The 20,298-nt window shown below is 32.3% G+C and carries 18 protein-coding genes; 2 read left to right on the plus strand and 16 right to left on the minus strand.

Annotated features, from left to right (window positions below):
* Positions 1–44 precede the first annotated feature (44 nt).
* From ortB to glyA, 4 genes are all read right to left on the minus strand, one after another.
* Complete coding sequence (gene ortB, locus ACREV6_RS20060) at positions 45–1,457, minus strand: 2-amino-4-oxopentanoate thiolase subunit OrtB (protein WP_431579819.1); 1,413 nt, start codon at positions 1,455–1,457, stop codon at positions 45–47.
* Between the two features lie 37 nt (positions 1,458–1,494).
* Positions 1,495–1,785: a 2-amino-4-oxopentanoate thiolase subunit OrtA gene (gene ortA / locus ACREV6_RS20065; RefSeq protein ID WP_431579820.1), complete on the minus strand. Its 291-nt coding sequence runs from the start codon at positions 1,783–1,785 to the stop codon at positions 1,495–1,497.
* 249 nt (positions 1,786–2,034) lie between these two features.
* Positions 2,035–3,429 (minus strand): sigma-54 interaction domain-containing protein, encoded by a 1,395-nt coding sequence (locus tag ACREV6_RS20070; protein WP_431579821.1) that lies wholly within the window; start codon positions 3,427–3,429, stop codon positions 2,035–2,037.
* Positions 3,430–3,574: 145 nt separating this feature from the next.
* Complete coding sequence (glyA, locus tag ACREV6_RS20075; protein ID WP_431579822.1) at positions 3,575–4,804, minus strand: serine hydroxymethyltransferase; 1,230 nt, start codon at positions 4,802–4,804, stop codon at positions 3,575–3,577.
* Between the two features lie 402 nt (positions 4,805–5,206).
* On the opposite strand from glyA, the gene ACREV6_RS20080 reads away from it, so the two are divergent.
* Both ACREV6_RS20080 and ACREV6_RS20085 read left to right on the plus strand, forming a co-directional pair.
* The gene (locus ACREV6_RS20080) at positions 5,207–5,980 is read left to right on the plus strand and encodes a threonine/serine exporter family protein (RefSeq protein WP_431579823.1); all 774 of its coding nucleotides are present in this window, start codon (positions 5,207–5,209) and stop codon (positions 5,978–5,980) included.
* Complete coding sequence (locus tag ACREV6_RS20085) at positions 5,977–6,402, plus strand: threonine/serine exporter family protein (protein ID WP_431579824.1); 426 nt, start codon at positions 5,977–5,979, stop codon at positions 6,400–6,402. Before ACREV6_RS20080 ends, ACREV6_RS20085 begins: the two co-directional genes overlap by 4 nt.
* A 46-nt stretch (positions 6,403–6,448) precedes the next feature.
* Here ACREV6_RS20085 and ACREV6_RS20090 read toward each other — a convergent pair whose 3' ends face one another.
* The 12 genes from ACREV6_RS20090 to scfB form a co-directional block, all read right to left on the minus strand.
* Positions 6,449–6,736 (minus strand): metal-sensitive transcriptional regulator, encoded by a 288-nt coding sequence (locus ACREV6_RS20090; RefSeq protein WP_224854561.1) that lies wholly within the window; start codon positions 6,734–6,736, stop codon positions 6,449–6,451.
* 236 nt (positions 6,737–6,972) lie between these two features.
* Positions 6,973–8,757 carry an aspartate--tRNA ligase gene (gene aspS, locus ACREV6_RS20095; RefSeq protein ID WP_431579825.1) on the minus strand — a complete coding sequence of 595 codons (1,785 nt, stop codon included), beginning with the start codon at positions 8,755–8,757 and terminating at the stop codon, positions 6,973–6,975.
* A 56-nt stretch (positions 8,758–8,813) separates the two neighbouring features.
* Positions 8,814–10,067 carry a histidine--tRNA ligase gene (gene hisS, locus ACREV6_RS20100; RefSeq protein WP_431579826.1) on the minus strand — a complete coding sequence of 418 codons (1,254 nt, stop codon included), beginning with the start codon at positions 10,065–10,067 and terminating at the stop codon, positions 8,814–8,816.
* Positions 10,068–10,118: 51 nt separating this feature from the next.
* A complete protein-coding gene (locus ACREV6_RS20105) occupies positions 10,119–11,546 on the minus strand; it encodes a coproporphyrinogen III oxidase (RefSeq protein WP_431579827.1) in 1,428 nt (475 codons plus the stop codon).
* A 55-nt stretch (positions 11,547–11,601) separates the two neighbouring features.
* Complete coding sequence (locus tag ACREV6_RS20110; RefSeq protein WP_431579828.1) at positions 11,602–12,210, minus strand: MBL fold metallo-hydrolase; 609 nt, start codon at positions 12,208–12,210, stop codon at positions 11,602–11,604.
* 10 nt (positions 12,211–12,220) lie between these two features.
* Entirely contained in the window at positions 12,221–12,667 is a 447-nt protein-coding gene (gene dtd / locus ACREV6_RS20115; RefSeq protein WP_431579829.1) for a D-aminoacyl-tRNA deacylase, read from the minus strand.
* A gap of 33 nt (positions 12,668–12,700) precedes the next feature.
* A complete protein-coding gene (locus ACREV6_RS20120; RefSeq protein WP_431579830.1) occupies positions 12,701–14,884 on the minus strand; it encodes a RelA/SpoT family protein in 2,184 nt (727 codons plus the stop codon).
* 129 nt (positions 14,885–15,013) lie between these two features.
* On the minus strand, positions 15,014–15,532 hold the full coding sequence (locus ACREV6_RS20125; protein ID WP_431579831.1) for an adenine phosphoribosyltransferase: 519 nt from the start codon (positions 15,530–15,532) through the stop codon (positions 15,014–15,016).
* Positions 15,533–15,677: 145 nt separating this feature from the next.
* The gene (locus ACREV6_RS20130) at positions 15,678–16,556 is read right to left on the minus strand and encodes a DHH family phosphoesterase (protein WP_431579832.1); all 879 of its coding nucleotides are present in this window, start codon (positions 16,554–16,556) and stop codon (positions 15,678–15,680) included.
* A 153-nt stretch (positions 16,557–16,709) separates the two neighbouring features.
* A complete protein-coding gene (gene secF, locus ACREV6_RS20135) occupies positions 16,710–17,588 on the minus strand; it encodes a protein translocase subunit SecF (RefSeq protein ID WP_431579833.1) in 879 nt (292 codons plus the stop codon).
* Positions 17,589–17,592: 4 nt separating this feature from the next.
* On the minus strand, positions 17,593–18,831 hold the full coding sequence (gene secD, locus ACREV6_RS20140) for a protein translocase subunit SecD (protein WP_431579834.1): 1,239 nt from the start codon (positions 18,829–18,831) through the stop codon (positions 17,593–17,595).
* Positions 18,832–18,910: 79 nt separating this feature from the next.
* Entirely contained in the window at positions 18,911–20,275 is a 1,365-nt protein-coding gene (gene scfB / locus ACREV6_RS20145) for a thioether cross-link-forming SCIFF peptide maturase (RefSeq protein ID WP_431579835.1), read from the minus strand.
* Between the last annotated feature and the right edge of the window lie 23 nt (positions 20,276–20,298).

A 20,298-nucleotide genomic window follows, 5' to 3' on the forward strand; every position in this document is an offset into this window, starting at 1 on the left:
ATTTTAGTACTTAATCTATTTCATTGCTTAATTTATTTAATTTTTTAATCTATTTCAATGTTATGTTGTTTTAATATTTCAACTATTTTTTCCATGCTTAGTTTTGTTTCTAAGGATAAAAACTTGATATCAACTTTTTCCGCCTTATTATCTATCAATTTGTTAAGGCAATTTTTTATGTAGGAATTTTTTAGCCCTTCCATATCAACATCTGTGACTGTTACTACTTCTGGATGAGATGGAATTACTATATTAACGCCTGGTATTTGATCTTTAGGATCACCTACATAAACCTTAATGCCGTTATCTTTAGCAAAATTAAGCTGGGGTATTAAATGTTTTCCAGCTCCAGTATATTCAGTCTCTTGCACAACTATTATGGCATCATCATCGTATTCCTGAGCAATTGCAAAAGCTGCTACTAAAGATGTATTGCCTGCTGGTCCTCTTTCTAGTCCTTCAAGCCCCGCGAGTATTTCAGTCATCCAAAATACTTCACCTTGAGAGGTAGTTACATATCTATCCAAATATCTTAGTGGCCGTGCTGCACTTCTAGGTACATCTGACCTGTCAGGATTTGTCATAAACGGAATACCAAAACCTGTATGGCCTGTTGTAAAGGATTTCTTGTTAAAGTCTATGTCTGAGGCCATATGAAGTCCGGAAAGATCAACTGATGCTCCTATTATTTTCGTTTTCACAGCACCTGCCTTAATAAGCCCTCTTGCAGTACCAGTAACATTTCCACCACCTGCATGAGTTATAATAACTGCATCAGGATCTTTACCAAATTTTTCTCTACACTGCTCAGCTATTTCATATCCTAGTGTTTCAATTCCAGCTACACCGTAAGAAGAATATAAAGACGCATTATAATATTTTGTATCTTCAAGTATTTTTAGGTAAATATAAAACAATTCAGGTCCCACGGAAAGCCTAATAACTTCTGCTCCAAGTCCCTCACACTTTCTTCCCTTTTCTAATATTTCTGGCTGCCCTATTTTTTTTGAATCATAACATTCGTTTGCTATTATACATTTAAGACCCCTAATGTTGGCTTGTGATGCAACCGCTGCTCCATAATTACCTGAAGTAGCTGCTCCTACGCCAATGTATCCTCTCTTCATTGCATCATATACAGATATAGATGCTCGTCTATCTTTAAAACTACCAGAAGGGTTACAACTTTCATCCTTTGCAAATATTCTAGCTGCATGCCCAGTTTTTGAAGTCTTCCTTGCAAGTTTTGTAATGTTTTTCAGCTCTATTAACGGAGTATTTCCCACCCCTACCTCATTTTGAATTTCTTTAACTTCCTCTAAGCAATATCCGACATCTTTCATCAATCCTTCATAATCAAAGGAAAGTTTGCCAGTTTCATATTTACTATAATCTATTCCTATAGATTTAAGAATTATTTCATTCTTACGTTCCATAAGCTCTTCATATTTATTCACCCTTTATTACCTCCTCTTAAATTATAATTAAACCTTACTATTTTGCTATTATTTCTCTAGCTTGTTTTCCTATATTACTTATTTCTTCAACATATTTGCCATAGGTATGGTAGTATCCTGGCTCTATGTCTACAACTTCACCGCTGGCAATTCTGCCTATATTAGTTTCAATTTGTACCTTATCCCCAAGTTCACAGTCGCTAAGGCACTTTCCTCGTGTCCAGCTCTTAAGTGGAGTTTTTTTTGTCTCATCTGGTATATTTGTAGCTCTATCTTCTGGTAGCAAAACGATTTCTTCTACTTCAACCCAGGTGCCTTTTTTTATCATAATTTTTACCTCCCATATTTAAAATTATTATTGAAAGTATTTTATTTATATAGAGCAATTTCTGTGCCAAATAAAAAACACATGTATCTAAGCCATTGCTTATGTACATGTGTTTGTTATTCGCAAAATATTCTGCATACTTTTTATATAACTGAGAATTTAGGCTGGTTATTTCTAGTTGCCCACCTGTTTACTTAGGTTTCTACGTATGCATAATATTTTGCAGGTATAGCAAAAAATCTTGCTCTTTTAATACTCTCCTAGTATTTTATGTATTTTTATTTTATATTGAAGAGTTTGTCTTGAAATACAAAGTTCTCTAGCAGCTTTACTAACATTATAATTATTCTTTTTTAATATTTTTTCTATTATAGTCTTTTCAATACCATTCATATAATTTTCTAAATGGAAGCTCCCATCATCCTTTGTAAGGATGTCCCCAGCAGTAGTACAATTATCATGTGCTATTCTAAAATCAAAATAGTTTTCTTCTAAAATGGAATTATAATCTGCCATATTTATTGCGGCTTCAATAACATTTGTTAACTCTCGTACATTTCCCGGCCAATTATATTCTTGAAGTTTTTTCATCATAACTTCATCAATACCTCTTATATTTTTACATAAAATTTTGTTATACCTTTCAATTAATTCCTCTACAAATATAGGAATATCATCTTTTCTCTCTCTTAGTGGAGGTATATTTATTCTCAGTACACATAACCTATAATAGAAATCTTTTCTTAATTTTCCACTTTCAATAAGTTTCTCTGGCTCTTCATTTAAGGTAGCTATTATTCGTACATCAATATCTATACTTTTAGTCCCTCCAATAGGCCTTATATACCCCTCTTGAAGTACCCTTAAAAGTTTAGATTGAAGATAAGGTTCTAGTGAATTAACTTCATCTAATAAAATGGTCCCATGATTTGCCTGTTCAAATAATCCTTTTTTATTCTCTGCCCCTGTAAAACCGCCCTTTTCTGTGCCAAAAAGCATCCCCTCTAGAAGTAGTGCAGGAATGGCTGCGCAATTTATAGGTATGAAGGGCTTGTCTTTTCTTAACCCATCATAATGAATGCTTTGAGAAAACACTTCTTTCCCTGAGCCAGTTTCTGCATATATCAATACAGAGGAACTTGACATACTAGCTTTTTTAGCTTTTTCAATAGCAGTTTTCATAGTAGGATTATCACCATATATATCACTAAAAGTATAATGGCTATTAATTTTTTTATCCAGATTTTGCAATTTACAAATACTTTCAGTTAGCTCTTTTAGCTGAGTCATATCTTTTGCTATTTCAATCACCGCTATAACCTTATTATCTACGGTTACTGGTACTGTAGTATTTATAGTAGTGACTTTTTTCTTGTACCCATTGCCATAATGTTGTATTAAGCCCACAATTTTTTCACCGGTCTTCAGTACATTCATAAGGGTAGAATCATCATCTTTTACATCCTCTAGATACTCACTAACTTTTTTCCCTAAGACTTCACTAGGCTCTATACCTTCAACTTTTCCCATGACATTATTATAATATATAGTTTTGCCATCCTTATCTACTACTTGAATTCCTTCTTCTAAATTTTCTAATAAACATTCTAATATCTTTTCTGCATTTGGAATTTCACTCTCCATATTACCCCTCCCTAATGGAGTATTTTTACTTTAAATTAATTATACCATATGAAATTTTATTATGTAAAAAAATAACACTGGTAATGAACCAATGTTATTTTTTAATATTTATTTTACATTTATATCCTATTCAATTCCCAAGTCCCTAATATAATGGGAATTTACTACATAATTGAACTACTTTTTCTCTAATCTCTTCTAAATTTCCTTCTCTATTTTCTATAGTTTCATTCATAAGCTGCGCTATTATTTTCATTTCTGCTTCTTTAAATCCTCTTGTAGTTACAGCAGGTGTTCCAATTCTTATACCACTTGTTACAAATGGGCTTAATGTTTCATTTGGTACAGTATTTTTATTGACAGTAATCCCAACAATATCTAATAGCTTTTCAGCTTCTTTACCAGTTATGTTTTTATTTGTTAATTCTATAAGTAAAAGATGGTTATCTGTACCGCCTGATACTAATTTAAAACCATATTTTAAAAGCTCTTCACCTAGTACTTTTGCATTTTTAACTACTTGTTCAATGTAACCTTTGAATTCTGGCCTAAGAGCTTCCCCAAAACAAACAGCTTTAGCAGCTATAGTCTGCATTAATGGTCCACCTTGCATACCTGGGAAAATGGACTTGTCTATTTGTTTCGCATATTTTTCTTTACATAAAATTGCTCCCCCTCTAGGTCCTCTCAATGTTTTATGAGTAGTAGTTGTAACAAAATCAGCATAAGGCACTGGAGACTGATGTGCTCCTGTTGCTACAAGCCCTGCTATATGAGCCATATCTACAAACATATAAGCTCCCACTTCATCACAGATTTCTCTAAAGGCTGCAAAATCTATAGCTCTTGGGTAAGCAGACGCTCCAACAACTATCATTTTAGGATTATGCTCTTTAGCCAGTGCTAGAACTTGCGCGTAATCTATAGTCTCTGTTTCTAGATTGACGCCATAAGGAATGAAGTTATATAAAATCCCTGAAAAGTTTACTTTACTTCCATGAGTTAAATGTCCACCATGACTTAAATTCATGCCAAGTACTGTATCTCCTGGTTTCAGCACCGAAAAATATACAGCCATATTAGCTTGTGAACCTGAGTGCGGTTGAACATTAGCGTGCTCTGCACCAAAAAGTTCTTTCATTCTATCGCGGGCTAAATTTTCTACTTTATCAACTACCTCGCAACCACCATAATATCTTTTAGCAGGATAGCCTTCTGCATATTTATTAGTTAATATAGATCCATTTGCTTCCATTACAGCTTTGCTAACAAAATTCTCAGAAGCAATTAGTTCTATATGATCCTCTTGTCTTGCATTCTCCTCTTGAATAATTTCGTAAACTTTTAAATCACTGTTTTTTAAATATTCCATCATATAAGTACCCGTCCTCTCATCTTTTAAATTAAATTATTATTTTGGTTTCTAATTTTGAATTCAAATAAATTTTTGAAAATAATATTATACTCCTATTATAAAATTTAATAACTTATTAATCAACCTAAAGATGAAAAATTCCCCGAAATGTTCTGAATTATTTGGTAAATACACTTATTATGGGATTTAAAAACACTTTATAGCATATTACTATAAGTATGTGTGATATTTTACACTACAAACGATTACAAATAATTCAATTTTCCAAATAATAATATTTTATTTGATTTATGGTATATAATGATATTGGAAATTTGTTATTGTTTAATATACATATTGCTGTATTTACAGTTTATAATATCCATAAAATCTAAAATTAGTTTTATACTGAAAGGAGATCACATGCATATTGACGATATTATTCATGTAGCTACTGAAGCTGGTAAAATCATACTCGAAAATGGCGGAGAAACTTATAGAGTTGAGCAAACAATTAGTATGATATGTAAGTCCTATGGCATACCACACACTGAAAGTTTTGTTACTCCCACGGGCATTATGGTTTCTATAACTAACAGTGAAAATAAGACAATATCATTAGTTAGAAGAATAAATAATAGAACGGTTAATCTTCGTAAGGTTGAGATGATCAACAATCTGTCTAGAAAAATAGTTACAAAGCCCATATCCACTTATGAAATGAAAAAACAAATTGAATATATTAATAATATACCACCCTATTCTTATATGACCACCACATTTTTTGCTGCTGGCTCTTCAGGATTTTTCACCTTGCTTTTTGGCGGAAATTATAAAGATTTTTTTGTATCCTTTATAATTGGAGCTCTTATAAATTATTCAGGTGGATATTTAGATAAATTAGAGGTAAATGGTTTTCTGAAAAACATGCTTGGTGGTGCCTTAGCTGCAACCTTAGCCCTAATAGCAGCAGCTTTAGGAATAGTTGGTAATATGAATACTATAATAATAGGGTCTATAATGATACTCGTACCTGGTATTTCTATAACAAATGCAATACGAGATACTATTGCTGGTGATTTAGTTTCTGGCGTATCACGGTCAATAGAAGCGCTATTCGTAGCTATCGCCATATCTGCAGGCACAAGTATAATTTTCAAAATATGGGTATTGCTATTTGGAGGTGGTTTACTATGATTCTTAATTCATTTTATGCTTTTTTAAGTTCTCTTGGTTTTGGAGTACTATTTAATATCAGAGGTAAAAACCTAATTATAGCATCAATTGGAGGAGGTCTTAGCTGGTTTACTTATCTTCTTTCCGCAAAACTACAACCCTCTTTAGTTTTTTCATTGTTTCTCGCCTCCCTAATAGGTAGTGTTTACTCAGAAATAATGGCAAGAATTTATAAGAGTCCTGTGACCCTATTTATAATCTGTTCAATTATACCTCTTGTTCCCGGTGGTGGAATGTATTATGCTACTCTTGAAGCAGTAAAGGGTAATTTTGATGCCTCTCTATCCAAAGGTGTTGTAACCCTGTTTAGTGCAGGTGCTATTGCGATTGGAATAGTTTTTGTATCTTCTATAAGTACAATTTTCAAAAAAATAAAGAAGTAAAATTTGTTAACAAATTTTACTTCTTTATTTTTTTACTTCTATGCTATTATTTTAAAAACATAAGAAAAGTTGAAACTAGTTCTTGAATTTTTTCTTCTTCAATTGGGTCATCTTCATGTAAAAGACAGTTTTTTGTATATCTCTCTAAAACAAGCCCTCCAACTTTACTCATAGCAGCCCTTGCTGCGGCAACTTGAACCAATATATTTTTGCAACAAACTTCACTTGTCACCATCTTTTCTATACCTTTAACCTGTCCTTCAATTTTTCTTAGTCTCACTTGAATATCCCTTACTAGCTCATCATTCATTGTTTTATCTTTTTCCTTTGTCATTTCATCACTCCTATATAATATAGTGAACCATTGTCCATAGTTAATTATAACTTTTATTTCCAATCATCATACCCGGTATAGGTACTATTTATAATTATAGCATCAGAATTATTACAAATCAAGAGCTAAGCAGTTGAATTAACACATTCCTAGGAGAATTTTAAACTTATGGACGTAAAAACAGCATAATATGAAAATATTATGCTGTTTTTACTTAACAATATTATATTAGTATATTATTTCTTTATCTCTGCTTTTGTTATGCCAAGTTCCAAAAGTTGCTTGTCATCAACCATGTTTGGTGCTTGAGTCATTGGACAGAAAGCATTTTGATTTTTAGGAAAAGCTATTACATCTTTAATATTTTCTGTTCCGGCTAAGAACATTATTATTCTATCTAGTCCAAAAGCAAGTCCGCCGTGTGGTGGTGGTCCAAATTTAAATGCTTCTAGTAAGAAGCCAAATCTTTCCCATGCTTTTTCCTGGGTAAATCCTAAAACTTTAAACATAGTTTCTTGTAGGCTAGAATCATGTATTCTTATACTTCCTCCACCTAGCTCTTCACCATTTAATACCATATCATAAGCTTTGGCCCTAACTCTACCTGGCTCTGACTCTAAATATTGTAAATCTTCATCCATGGGCATTGTAAACGGATGGTGAGCTGCTACATATCTATTTTCTTCTTCGTTGTAGTCTACCAGTGGAAATTCTGTAACCCATACAAAATTAAATTCCACATTATCTTTTAAAATTTCTAGTTCTTTAGCTACCTGTAATCTTAATGCACCTAGTGATTGTAATACTATGCTATCCTTATCCGCAACAATAAGTACTAAATCTCCGGTCTTTGCTTCTACTTTATTTAATATAGATTTCATTTGAGTCTCACTTAAGAACTTAGCTATAGGGGATTTAATCTCATCTTCTTTATACGCAATATAGGCAAGACCTTTTGCTTTGTAAGTTTTAACAAACTCACCTAATTTGTCTAATTTTTTTCTTCCCATATCTGCGCAGCCCGTAACTTTTATAGCTCTTACTGAGCCACCATTATCTATGGCGTTTTTAAATACTACAAATTCACATTCGCGTACTTCTTCAGTAATGTTAACAATTTCCATTCCAAATCTTAAATCTGGTTTATCTGAGCCATATTTATCCATAGCCTCTTTGTATGTTATTCTTTTCATAGGAAGCATAACATCTTTATTTACTACTTCTTTAAATACTTTTTTAATTAGTGCTTCATTTACAGCTATAACATCTTCCTCTTCCACAAAGGACATTTCTATATCTACTTGTGTAAATTCAGGTTGCCTATTTGCTCTTAAATCCTCATCTCTAAAACATCTTGCAATTTGGAAATACTTATCATATCCAGACACCATTAATAATTGTTTGAACAATTGTGGTGATTGTGGAAGTGCATAAAAGTTTCCTGGGTAATTCCTACTTGGAACTAAATAGTCACGAGCACCTTCTGGAGTACTTTTGGTAAGCATAGGTGTTTCTATTTCTAAAAAACCATTTTCGTCTAAAAAGTCACGAATTACCTTAGCTGTTTTATGGCGTATCATAAGAATTTTTTGCATATCTGGTCTTCTTAAATCAAGATATCTATATTTTAGACGTATATTTTCTGATGCATCTAAACCTTCTTTTATATATATAGGTGGAGTTTCTGATTGGGACAATATCTTTATACTTTCTCCTTTAAGCTCTACTTGCCCTGTTGGCATATTCCCATTAGGAGATTGTCTTTTAATTATTTCTCCAGTTACAGCAATACAGTACTCTGGTTTGACTAAATCTGCCTTTTCAAAAGCTTCTTTATCTATTTCTTCTCCAAATACTACCTGTAGCATTCCTGTTCTATCTCTTAAATCGATAAAAACAAGGCCTCCTAAGTTTCTTTTTGTCTGAACCCAGCCCATTACTGTTGTTTTATTTGTTATATGCGTTTCACGAAGATCGCCACACATATTGGTTCTCTTTAAACCGTTTAATGCTTCTGCCATTTTGTTCCCTTCCTCTCTTAAATGTTAACCCTAACCCTTGAGTTAAGGGTTAACATTTATGCTTTTACTATATTAATAATTTCTTGTAAATTATCTAATTTTATTTCAAGCTGTTGTCCATCAGACATTCTTTTAATTTTAGCAATTCTCGTTTTAATTTCATCTTCACCTAAAATAATTGTATAGTAGGCTGCAATCTTATTAGCATATTTCATTTGAGCCTTTACACTTTTCTCCATATGATCGCATTCACATTTTATTCCCTTTTCTCTAAGGGAATTCACAATTTTAATTGCTTCATATTTTGATTGCTCATTCATTGAGCCAACATAAAGTTCCATGTATTTTTCTTTAGGTATTTCTATTTTATTTTCTTCTAGTGCCATTAATAGTCTTTCAATTCCCATACCAAATCCCATAGCTGGTATATCTGGTCCACCTATTTGTTTAATTAAATTATCATATCTTCCACCACCACAAAGTGCAAGACCATTTTTGTCAAGCACTTCAAATACAGTTTTGGTGTAATAATCAAGTCCTCTTACTATAAGTGGATCCACATCAAAGTGTATATCCATAACTCCTAGGTAATTTTTTAAACTTTCAAAGTGAGTAGAACATTCTTCGCAAATGTAATCGGATATAATTGGTGCACCACTAACTATCTCCTTACAACTATTAACTTTACAATCTAAAATTCTTAGTGGATTTTTTTCGAATCTGCTTTTGCAAGTTTCACAAAGAGCTTCATATTTATCCCCTAAAAATTCTTTTAATGCATCATTATATTTTTTTCTACAACTAGGACATCCCATACTGTTAATTTTTAATTGAACACCTTCTATTCCAAGCTCTTTATATACTCTCATAACAAGGCTAATTACCTCAGCATCAACAGAAGCTTCTTTAGCTCCGCAAACCTCAACCCCAAACTGATGATGCTCCCTAAATCTTCCCTTTTGCATTTTCTCATATCTGAAACAAGGGGTAAAGTAATATAACTTTGTAGGTTGCATCTCATTAAAAAGTCCATTTTCTATAAATGATCTTACTGCAGGTGCTGTTCCCTCTGGTTTTAGTGTAATACTTCTTCCACCCTTATCTTCGAAAGTGTACATTTCTTTTTGAACTACATCTGTAGTTTCTCCTACTCCTCTTTTAAACAATTCAGTATGTTCAAACATAGGTGTTCTAATTTCGCGGCATCCATATACAGAACATAATTTTCTAAATAAACTCTCTACATACTGCCATTTATAAATATTTTCAGGTAATATATCTTTTGTACCCTTCGGAGCTTGAATATCCATTTTATACCTCCTTTTATTTCTTTGATAATGGAAAGTTAAAACTTTCTATTATCAACTATATAAAGTTTCCAGCAGAGCAATTTTCTTTTCTATCATCTCATCTATCCTTTTTATGTACTCTCTAACATCCTTAATATTTGCAAACCTCTCATGCCTGTTTTCCTCTAAAAAAACAACTTTACAAACAGCGTCTGCCCCAAGTGCTATAACTGTCTGTTTTTCTTCAATCATTTGAATATTATATATTCCCTCTTTACCCTCTGTTTTGTATCCAACATTTTCCATATTACCCACCATATTTTTCTGCCTATACATATAATAAGGTTTCATATTAAGTTTTTTAGATAATTCAACCGTGTGCTCATACATTTGGTTTAATTCTTCTTGACCAGGAATTACAAACCTATAGTTATTAAGCATCTTTTCATGGAGCTTAGAAGCTCTTTTTATGGACAATCCATGAATTGTAATACTATCGGGTTTAATTTCAAATATTTTATCACAAGTTTTTATTATATGTGAAATTTTCTCCCCAGGTAGCCCTACTATTAAGTCCATATTTATATTATCAAAACCTAATTTCCTTGCCATATCAAATTTTTGGGTAACACTATCTACGGAATGAGTTCTACCAATTAATTTCAAGGTATCATCATTCATAGTTTGAGGATTAATGCTTATTCTATGAACCCCATACTTTTTCATAGTAGTTAACTTATTAAAAGTTATACTGTCAGGCCTTCCACATTCTACCGTAAATTCACGTACACTATTATTCTGAGTAAAAGCTTCATAAATACATTTCATTATAAATTCAAATTGCTCATCATTTACGGAAGTTGGGGTACCACCTCCAAAGTAAACACATTCAATATTTAGCTTCTTTTCTTTGATGTAATTACTTATCTCTTTAATCTCATGAGATAATGCCTCAAGGTAAGGCTGTACTATATCTCTGCAACTTTCTATAGGATTAGACGCAAAAGAACAGTATAGACACCGTGTAGGACAAAATGGCATTCCAATATAAACACTTATATTGTCTTTGTTTTTATTAACAATATTTCTCTCAAATTTTGCAACATCAATACAAAGTCGTGCTTTATCTTCTCTTGCAACATGCTTTTCTTTGAACTGCGCTATGATAGCTTCCTCCGAAAATCCCTCTTGTAATAGTTCAAGAGCTTTTTTAGAAGGCCTAATTCCTATTAAAGTGCCCCAAGGCAACTGATTTTCTGTATTCTTTGAAAAATATAAAAAAATAGCTTTTTTTACTTCGTCCTTTAGTTTATAAGAATTATCAACTTTGTATTCAAAACTTTCAGAGCCTTTTTGCACAGTTACTATATTTTCCTTCACTTCAATATTAAAATCATAATTTTCTTCTACAAATTTAATATCAGGGAATAAAAAAAACAAATTAATCATTTGATATACATCATAATTAAATTCTGCATTATTTAATTTTACCTTAATCATTTTAACTCCTTACGAACCATAGTTTATAAAACCCTTAGTACTATAACGCCCTATATTAATCTTGTAAAAAAGGGTTGCTTAATTTTTCATTGTTTATTGTGCTACTTGGTCCATGACCAGGATACACTATAGTGGATTCAGGAAGACATAAAAGCTTTAATTTTATACTCATAATTATAGTATTGAAATCTCCTCCTGCAAAATCTGTTCTTCCAATGGAACCTGCAAAAAGAGTATCCCCAGTGAAAACACAGTTTTCAACTTTAAAGCACATACCTCCAGGCGTATGACCTGGTGTATCTAAACAAGTGAATTCTAAGTTCGATATTTTTATTACATCCCACTGCCTTAATAACTTATCTGCCCCACCTTCAATAAGAGGACCAAACAAATACTCGCCCTTTGCTATTAAATCATCGTCTGCTTTGCTTATACATACTATTGCATTTGTGATTGCTTTTAACTGAGCCACACCGGTGGTATGATCTAGATGTCCATGGGTCAAAAGTATATATGTAACTTTCGCACCCATATCATCTATAGCGAGAGAAATATCATCCACGTCTCCACCTGGATCCAACACTACAGCTTCTTTTGTAATCTCATCCATTACAATATAACAATTTGATCCATATATTCCTGTAACAAGTGTTCTAATTTCCATTTTAATCCTCCTAGAAGTCTTTCTTGCTCTCTATAATTAAGGTTACTGGTCCATCATTTTGTATAAAAACCTGCATATCTGCCCCAAAATCTCCAGTTTTAACCTCACCTAATACATCGTTGCACTGTTTAACAAACTCTAAATATAATATTTGGGCGTCCTCTCCACCAAGGGCTCTCATGAAATTCGGTCTTCTGCCTTTTCTACAATCTCCATATAGTGTAAATTGAGAAACTACAAGCATTTCCCCACCTACGTCTATCAGGGACTTATTCATTTTTTCATCTTCTTCAAATATCCTAAGGTTTAATATCTTATCAACTAGGTATTTTACATCATCCTGCGTATCTTCTTTGCAAATTCCTAGGAGAACATTTAACCCAAATCCTATTTCACTCCGTAATTCACCATTTACTTCAACCTTTGATGACTTTACTCTTTGTACTACTGCTCTCATAAATATCCATCTCCTAAATAGAAAAAGTAACCTTTAGTTTTTTATTCTGTATACTTCTATTACACCAGACAATTTAGTGATTTTCTTTTGTAATTCCTTCAAATGCTCTGTATCAGAAACCCTTAGCTTTATATTTATTAAAGCCACATTATTTTTTAGTGTTTTTGCGTTAATTGAGTATAACTGGGTTTTTGTTACTGTTATTACCTCCATTATATCGGACAATAAGCCATATCTATCATCTGCTTTAATTTCAATCTCAGTAATATAACCTTTTCCCTCTGAAGTTCCCCAGCTTACCTCAACCACTTTATTAATTTCATTTTTCATTAATGCTTCAACATTTTTACAATCACGCCTATGAACAGAAACTCCACGTCCCTTAGTTATATAACCTATTATTTCATCTCCTGGAACTGGATTACAGCACTTAGCAAATCTTACAAGTACATTGCCCTCACCCTTTACTATTAGCCCCGAAAAATCCATTTTCTTTTTCTCATCTTTAGCTGCAGTCTTGGTTATTTTTTGTTCAATGTCCTCAATTGTTAAATTTTCTGTTTTATTTTTATTTTCAAAAACCTCTCTCAATCTATTAACTACAGTTGAAGGCATAATATCTCCTACTCCAACATAAGCAAATAAATCATCTAAAGCTTTAAAATTATATTTCTTGTATATTTTTTCTATGGCTTCACCCTTGGCAATTTCTCCAAAATTATGTCCTTGTCTCTTGGATTCTTTTTCTAATACTTCTTTACCTTTCTCAATACTCTCATCTCTCTTAGCCTTTTTGAACCAAGATTTAATTTTACTTTTAGCTTGATTACTTTTTGTAATGTTAAGCCAATCAATATTAGGGCCCTTAGGCACAGGCGAAGTTACAATTTCAACTATTTCTCCGGTTTTTAGGTGATATTCCAGGGGCACCATTCTTCCGTTTACCTTTGCACCCATGCACCTGTGACCTATATCTGTATGAATTCTGTATGCAAAATCAATTGGTGTTGCATCAAGGGGTAAATTAATAACCTCACCCTTTGGTGTAAATACAAAAACTTCATCTGAAAACAAATCAATTTTAAACCCTTCCATAAACTCTTCTGCATCAAAGGTTTCTCCTTGCCATTCAAGAATATCTTTTAACCAGGAAAGTTTAGAATCTAAATTTTCATCATCACTGCCCTGGTCGCCCTCTTTATATTTCCAATGAGCAGCTATACCATATTCTGCGGTTTTATGCATCTCATAGGTTCTGATTTGAATTTCAAAAGGTTTTCCGTGGGGTCCTATTACTGTTGAATGTAATGATTGATACATGTTTGGTTTTGGCATTGCAATATAATCTTTAAATCTTCCCGGAATTGGTTTATAAACTGTATGCACTATACCTAGAGCTGCATAGCAATTTCCAATATCATTAACTAAAATTCTAACTGCTGTCAAATCAAATACTTGATCTATAGTTTTGTTTTTAGCAACCATTTTTCTGTAAATGCTGTAAAAATGTTTTGGCCTCCCATCAATGTCAGCCTCTATTCCTACAATATTTAAGTTAAATTTCAATTCCGATATTATGTTGCTGATATTTTCTTCTCGCTCAACTCTTTTTTCTGCAATTTTTCTTACTAAATTATAATATTCATTTGGGTTTAAATACCTAAGTGATAAATCCTCAAGTTCCCATTTAATTTTAGACATTCCAAGTCTGTGTGCAAGTGGAGCATAAATATCCAAAACTTCTTTTGCCTTTAGCTTTTGATTTGCAACGGGCATATATTTTAGCGTACGCATATTATGAAGCCTATCTGCAAGCTTAATAAGGATAACTCTGATATCCTTTGCCATAGCAAGTAGCATCTTGCGAATATTATCAGCTTGTTCCTCTTCCTTAGTCTTATATTTTATGAGACCAAGTTTTGTTACACCCTCAACTAAATTTGCTACTTCTATATTAAATTCCCTACTTATATCTTCATAAGTATATACTGTATCCTCAATTACATCATGAAGCAAGCCCGCAACAATGGTACTAGTATCAAGCCCCATTTCTGCCAGAATACAGGCTACCTCTAATGGGTGCACAATATAAGGCTCTCCTGATTCTCTCTTTTGCTCTTTATGTGCAGCATAAGAAAAATTAAAGGCCTTAACAATGAGCTCTTTATCCATAATATTGCAATTATTTTCAATCTTATATAACAATTTTTCCAGCATGGCTTATACACTCCTAAAATCAAAGGCTGGTTTAATTAACCAGCCTATACTTTTTACTAATATTATATAATATTATGTAGAATTATGCAATTTGAATTTAATAATTTACTACATAAATTTAAATATGAATTAAATATCGTACTTTACAAGAGACATTATATCATAACCCTGTAATTTGTCTTTTCCATTAAGCTCCGTTAATTCAATTACAAAGTTTAAAGAAACAACCTCTCCGCCCATTTGCTCTATAAGTTTTGTTACTGCCGCTACTGTTCCGCCTGTAGCAAGTAAATCGTCTACTATAGCTACCTTTTGTCCAGGCTTTATAGCATCTTTATGAATTTCAAGTTTATCTGAGCCGTATTCAAGATCATACTCAATTTTTATAGTTTCATAAGGTAACTTACCAGGTTTTCTAATTGGTACAAATCCTGCTCCAAGGGCATAGGCAACTGGTACACCAAATAAAAATCCTCTTGCCTCTGGTCCTACTATAACGTCTATTTTTTTATCTTCTAAATATGCTACCATTCCATCTATAGTATACTTAAGGGCATTGTAATCTTGTAGCAAGGTAGTTATATCTTTAAAACTGATACCTTTTTTCGGAAAATCCTCTATTATTCTAATATTATTTTTTAAATCCATGATAATTCCCCCCCCAAAAAAATAAAAATGAATGAGTGTACAAACGCCTAAGCATTTGATTATTTTTTTCATCAATACTACTTATTATACTGCCCATTATATATTATAATGAGCTATTTATGCAACACAAAGATTATGTATTATCTCACCTACCTATGAGACTATGTTTTAATTCTTTATCTAAGTACTTTGATATCTGTAGCGCTCTATTGCTATCTGAGGTAATAAATAACTCAACAACAATTTTAGCATTATCCATTCTTCCAACGGCATTAATTGTAGGCATTACTGTTAATGCTAATTTTGACACTGTATCTTCATTAATAATCAAAATATTATGAGTTTTTAGTAATGCACAAAACCCATAATTATTTGTGCTTTTTAATTGCTTTATGCCTTCCTGGGCAAATATCCTATTCTCACTCTCAAGCTTTGTTTTACTAGAAATAGTACCTATCATTACCAAATCCATATATTTGTTTATAGAATTCATCTTATAGTAGGATGATATTGCTTGTGCTATCTTAAAGGTTACTCCGCAAGCGCATAGACCCTTGAAAGGGTAATTGCAGCCCTTCTGTTTTGGATTGACAACAATGGTGTCTGGAGCCATATTAACAGGTTCATGAAAATCTGTGATTATGACATCAATACCCATGTATTTGCATAATTCTATTTCATTGAAAGAATTTATGCCACAGCCTAAGGTTATTATAAGCCCCGGGCCTAAATATTTTATATGATTAGTAATATCACTTTCAGATAAATCACGACTTTCACTACATTCACCTGGTATAAAATACTCAACATCAGCATTTAGAAACTTAAGAACTAACATCAATAGGGAAATCGCTGTAATACTATCTACATCATAAAATCCATAAAGGACTATTTTTTCTCTCTCATTTATAGCTTTGACAATTCTAAATAATGCAGCCTCCATCCCTTTTAATAAAAATGGATTATACATATTATAATCTATAAAGTCATTATTATTCATCTGCATGTCTTTAAGATAATCCATTATAAAAACTCCTCAAAGTTAATAAAAAATAAAATAAATTTAAATTTCTTATTTAACAAAATTAAAAAAGACAAAGAAGTAATTAATACATCATACTTCTTCGTCTTTAATTTTTAACTATTTGAGCCAAAGTGTAACTCCAGCAATTGCTTCTTATGCTCTTGCTTTCCTAGTTGCCTTACTACTTCTTTTTTTAAGTAATACCCAAACTGGACTTGCTATAAAGATTGAAGAATAGCATCCAACTAATATACCCACTATTAATGGGAAACTAAGTTCTTGTATAGATGGTACAAATACATATACTGCAATTATAGTAAATAATGTTGTAGCAACTGTATTTATTGATCTTGCCATAGTTTGTGTAATACTTGTATTAGTAACCTCATCTATAGATGCTTTTCTCATACTCTTTTGATTTTCTCTTATTCTGTCAAATACAACTATAGTATCATTAATAGAGTAACCAACTATAGTCAAAATAGCCGCTATAAAAGTTGCATTTACTTGTATTTGGAATATTGCATATACCCCAACCATAATTAGAATGTCGTGCACTAATGCAACTATTGCTGCAACTCCGAACTTAAATTCAAATCTTATCCCTATATACCCTAGCATACAAAGCATAGCAATAATCAAACCAGTTACTGCTTTTGTCTTTAATTCATTACCAACAGTTGCACCAATTGTATTTTCTGTAAGTAATTCACTAGATTTAAACTGAGTCTTAATTTCTTTTACCATGGTTGCTGTTTGATCAGCGGTAAGGGCATCACTTTTTACGGTTATTTCCAAATTTTTGCCTTCATCTAATGTTTTTGACAAATATTGATTCTTTGCGTGTTTGTCTATTATTTTATCTACATCTGCTTTTACAAAAGCCTGATTCATTTTTATATCAAGTTTTGTACCACCTTTAAAATCTATACCTAGGTTTAGTCCTTTTGTTACCATGAATCCCATTCCTATTACAATAATGAATAGAGACATAGCAAACCATAATTTAGTTTTTTCAACTATCTTTAGCATATGCTTACCCCCTCTTCACGCCAAAATGGGATGTTTTACTTAATAGTCCCATTTCGACAGCTAATTTTAATAAGAATTTAGTGCTAGTAAGTGCTGTAAATACACTTATAACTATACCAATCATAAGAGTTAGTGCAAAGCCTTTAACTGCACCTGATCCAACAATATATAGCACTAAAGCAGAAATTATAGTTGTAATGTTTGAATCTAATATTGATGACAAGGCTCTATGAAAACCAGAATCTACAGAAGATTTTATTGATTTTCCAGTTTTAAGCTCTTCTTTTATTCTTTCGAATATTAACACATTAGCATCTACTGCCATACCAACCGTAAGCAGGAACCCTGCTATACCTGCAAGGGTCAAAGTAGCATTAATGGCTGAGAATACGCCAAGAACCAATACCACATATAAAATTAGTGATATATCTGCAATAATTCCAGGTGCTCTATAATATAACATCATAAATATTAATATAATTAGTATTCCAACAGCTCCAGCCTTCATACTTAATGGTAGTGCATCTTTACCCAGAGTGGCTCCGACTGTATTAACTGAAACAGCTTTTAGTGTTACAGGCAGTGCTCCTGATGTAATAATTTGAGCTTGTCTTGAAGCTTCTGCCAAATCCTTACTTCCGGAAATTTCAGCCTTACCATTTGAAATAACTACTTGTACTGTAGGATCAGTTAATTTCTCATTATCCATAAGAATAGTAATTTTCTGTCCTAAAAATTTCTGCGTAGCTACTGCAAATTTTTTCGTTCCTGCTTCATTAAGTTCAAGATTTATAATAGGTTTATTTGCTTCACCAAAGCCTGCAGTAGCAGTTTTTACATCTTTACCAGTAAGAATTGTAACTTTATCAGGTCCAACAAATTTAAGTTCTCCTGACTTTGCAACAGTATCAAGAACTGCTTTAGAATCAAATATACCCGGTATTTCAATTCTGATTCTATTATTACCTTCTTTGGCAACTAATGTTTCACTAACTCCCATTTTGTTGACTCTCAAAGAAATAAGTTCAATTGTTCTGTCTAAGGTCTTTGCATCAACCTTTCCGCCTTGAACTTCTTCTAGGACAGAAATTCCACCTTGCAGATCTAATCCTTTATTTATTGTTTCAGTAAATGGTTTAAATCTATAATCGCCTATTGTAAACCCTTTAAATCCTGCAAATGCCAATATCCCAACAACTAAAACACTGGCTAAAAACATAAACATGCTTTTCTTCTTTTTCATCTTTATCCCCCTCTGTTGCTTAATCATAAATACAATTATATTATGATTAACAAATTTAGTCAATATTAGGTAAATTTATTTATTTTTCCATGGTTTTTGCTTTTAGCGCTATAGCACATTCTATTCTTTTCTTTTGCATCTTGCATCCAATTTCATAAGGAATGTGCATATCTCCATTAAAATTGAAATTATTTGCTTGGCATCCACCACTACAATAAAATTTGGCCCAGCAATCAGTACATTTAGGCTTGTTGTAAATGTGCGCTTCTTTAAACTCTAGCTCCATTTTTTTATTATGCATTCCATTATATATATCGCCCATTAGAAAATCTTTATTACCAACAAATTGATGACAAGGGTATATATCACCATCTGGAGTAACAGCTATATATTCATGTCCTGCTCCACATCCGGAAATTCTCTTATAGACGCAAGGGCCGCCTTTAAGATCTATATTAAAATGATAAAATTTAAACTCATTTCCATCTTTATGTCTTTGAAGCATATCTTTATATAATTTATCATATTGCTCAAAAATAACCGGCAAATCTTCCTCTCTAAGCGACAGCGCATGTTCATTTGGTAGAACTACCGGTTCTATTGATATTTCTTTGAACCCTAAATCTGCCATATGTTTTATATCTTCAAAAAAGTCAGTATTCTCTCTAGTGAAAGTTCCACGAGCGTAATAAGCTTTTGACTTATCTCTCATATCAACCATTTTTTTAATCTTAGGAAGTATTCTATCATATGAACCAGTTCCATCTGCCCGGACTCTAACCTTATCATTAACAGATTTTCTACCATCTATGCTAAGTACTATATTACCCATATTTTCATCCATATATTTCATGATTTCGTCATTTAGCAATGTAGCGTTAGTTGTCATAGTAAATCTTATAGATTTATTATGAAGTTTTTCTTGAATTTTCGCATGTTCCACTATTTCTTTTATTGTATCAAAAGCCATAAGTGGCTCTCCACCAAATAAATCCACTTCAATGTTTTTTCTTGGACCAGATTTTTCTATAACAAAATCTATTGCTTTCATTCCCACTTCTGCGGACATAACGCTTCTAGCACCATGATATTCACCCTCATCAGCAAAACAGTATTTACATCTTAAATTACAATCATGTATTACATTAAGACACAGTGCCTTTATGTATGATTCAGTTTCTCCAATGCCCATAGCGATTTCCCTGTACAAATCTTTTGTGTACAGCATTTCTTCCTCAATTAAGCTGAGAATTTCACTATAGGCTTCTTCAATATCTGCTACCGTATATTTATTTTTAAAATTTTCTAATAACTCCTCTTTTTCTCTAAGGGAATTATCATCCAAAAGATCATAAACTATTTCATCAATTACATGTAGTGCTCCAGAATTTACATCAATTACATAATACTCGTTGTCTTGTATATATTTATGAATTAGTGACAAGTTATTTTCCTCCTAACAAATTT

The organism is Clostridium sp. (assembly GCF_050717515.1).
Lineage (GTDB): Bacteria > Bacillota > Clostridia > Clostridiales > Clostridiaceae > Clostridium_AD.

Excerpts from the sequence above, each read along its gene's own strand:
- ortA (WP_431579820.1), bottom strand. The coding sequence starts at position 1,785 with ATGATAAAAAAAGGCACCTGGGTTGAAGTAGAAGAAATCGTTTTGCTA.
- ACREV6_RS20070 (WP_431579821.1), bottom strand. The coding sequence starts at position 3,429 with ATGGAGAGTGAAATTCCAAATGCAGAAAAGATATTAGAATGTTTATTA.
- glyA (WP_431579822.1), bottom strand. The coding sequence starts at position 4,804 with ATGATGGAATATTTAAAAAACAGTGATTTAAAAGTTTACGAAATTATT.
- ACREV6_RS20080 (WP_431579823.1), top strand. The coding sequence starts at position 5,207 with ATGCATATTGACGATATTATTCATGTAGCTACTGAAGCTGGTAAAATC.
- ACREV6_RS20085 (WP_431579824.1), top strand. The coding sequence starts at position 5,977 with ATGATTCTTAATTCATTTTATGCTTTTTTAAGTTCTCTTGGTTTTGGA.
- ACREV6_RS20090 (WP_224854561.1), bottom strand. The coding sequence starts at position 6,736 with ATGACAAAGGAAAAAGATAAAACAATGAATGATGAGCTAGTAAGGGAT.
- aspS (WP_431579825.1), bottom strand. The coding sequence starts at position 8,757 with ATGGCAGAAGCATTAAACGGTTTAAAGAGAACCAATATGTGTGGCGAT.
- hisS (WP_431579826.1), bottom strand. The coding sequence starts at position 10,067 with ATGGATATTCAAGCTCCGAAGGGTACAAAAGATATATTACCTGAAAAT.
- ACREV6_RS20105 (WP_431579827.1), bottom strand. The coding sequence starts at position 11,546 with ATGATTAAGGTAAAATTAAATAATGCAGAATTTAATTATGATGTATAT.
- ACREV6_RS20110 (WP_431579828.1), bottom strand. The coding sequence starts at position 12,210 with ATGGAAATTAGAACACTTGTTACAGGAATATATGGATCAAATTGTTAT.
- dtd (WP_431579829.1), bottom strand. The coding sequence starts at position 12,667 with ATGAGAGCAGTAGTACAAAGAGTAAAGTCATCAAAGGTTGAAGTAAAT.
- ACREV6_RS20120 (WP_431579830.1), bottom strand. The coding sequence starts at position 14,884 with ATGCTGGAAAAATTGTTATATAAGATTGAAAATAATTGCAATATTATG.
- ACREV6_RS20125 (WP_431579831.1), bottom strand. The coding sequence starts at position 15,532 with ATGGATTTAAAAAATAATATTAGAATAATAGAGGATTTTCCGAAAAAA.
- ACREV6_RS20130 (WP_431579832.1), bottom strand. The coding sequence starts at position 16,556 with ATGGATTATCTTAAAGACATGCAGATGAATAATAATGACTTTATAGAT.
- secF (WP_431579833.1), bottom strand. The coding sequence starts at position 17,588 with ATGCTAAAGATAGTTGAAAAAACTAAATTATGGTTTGCTATGTCTCTA.
- secD (WP_431579834.1), bottom strand. The coding sequence starts at position 18,831 with ATGAAAAAGAAGAAAAGCATGTTTATGTTTTTAGCCAGTGTTTTAGTT.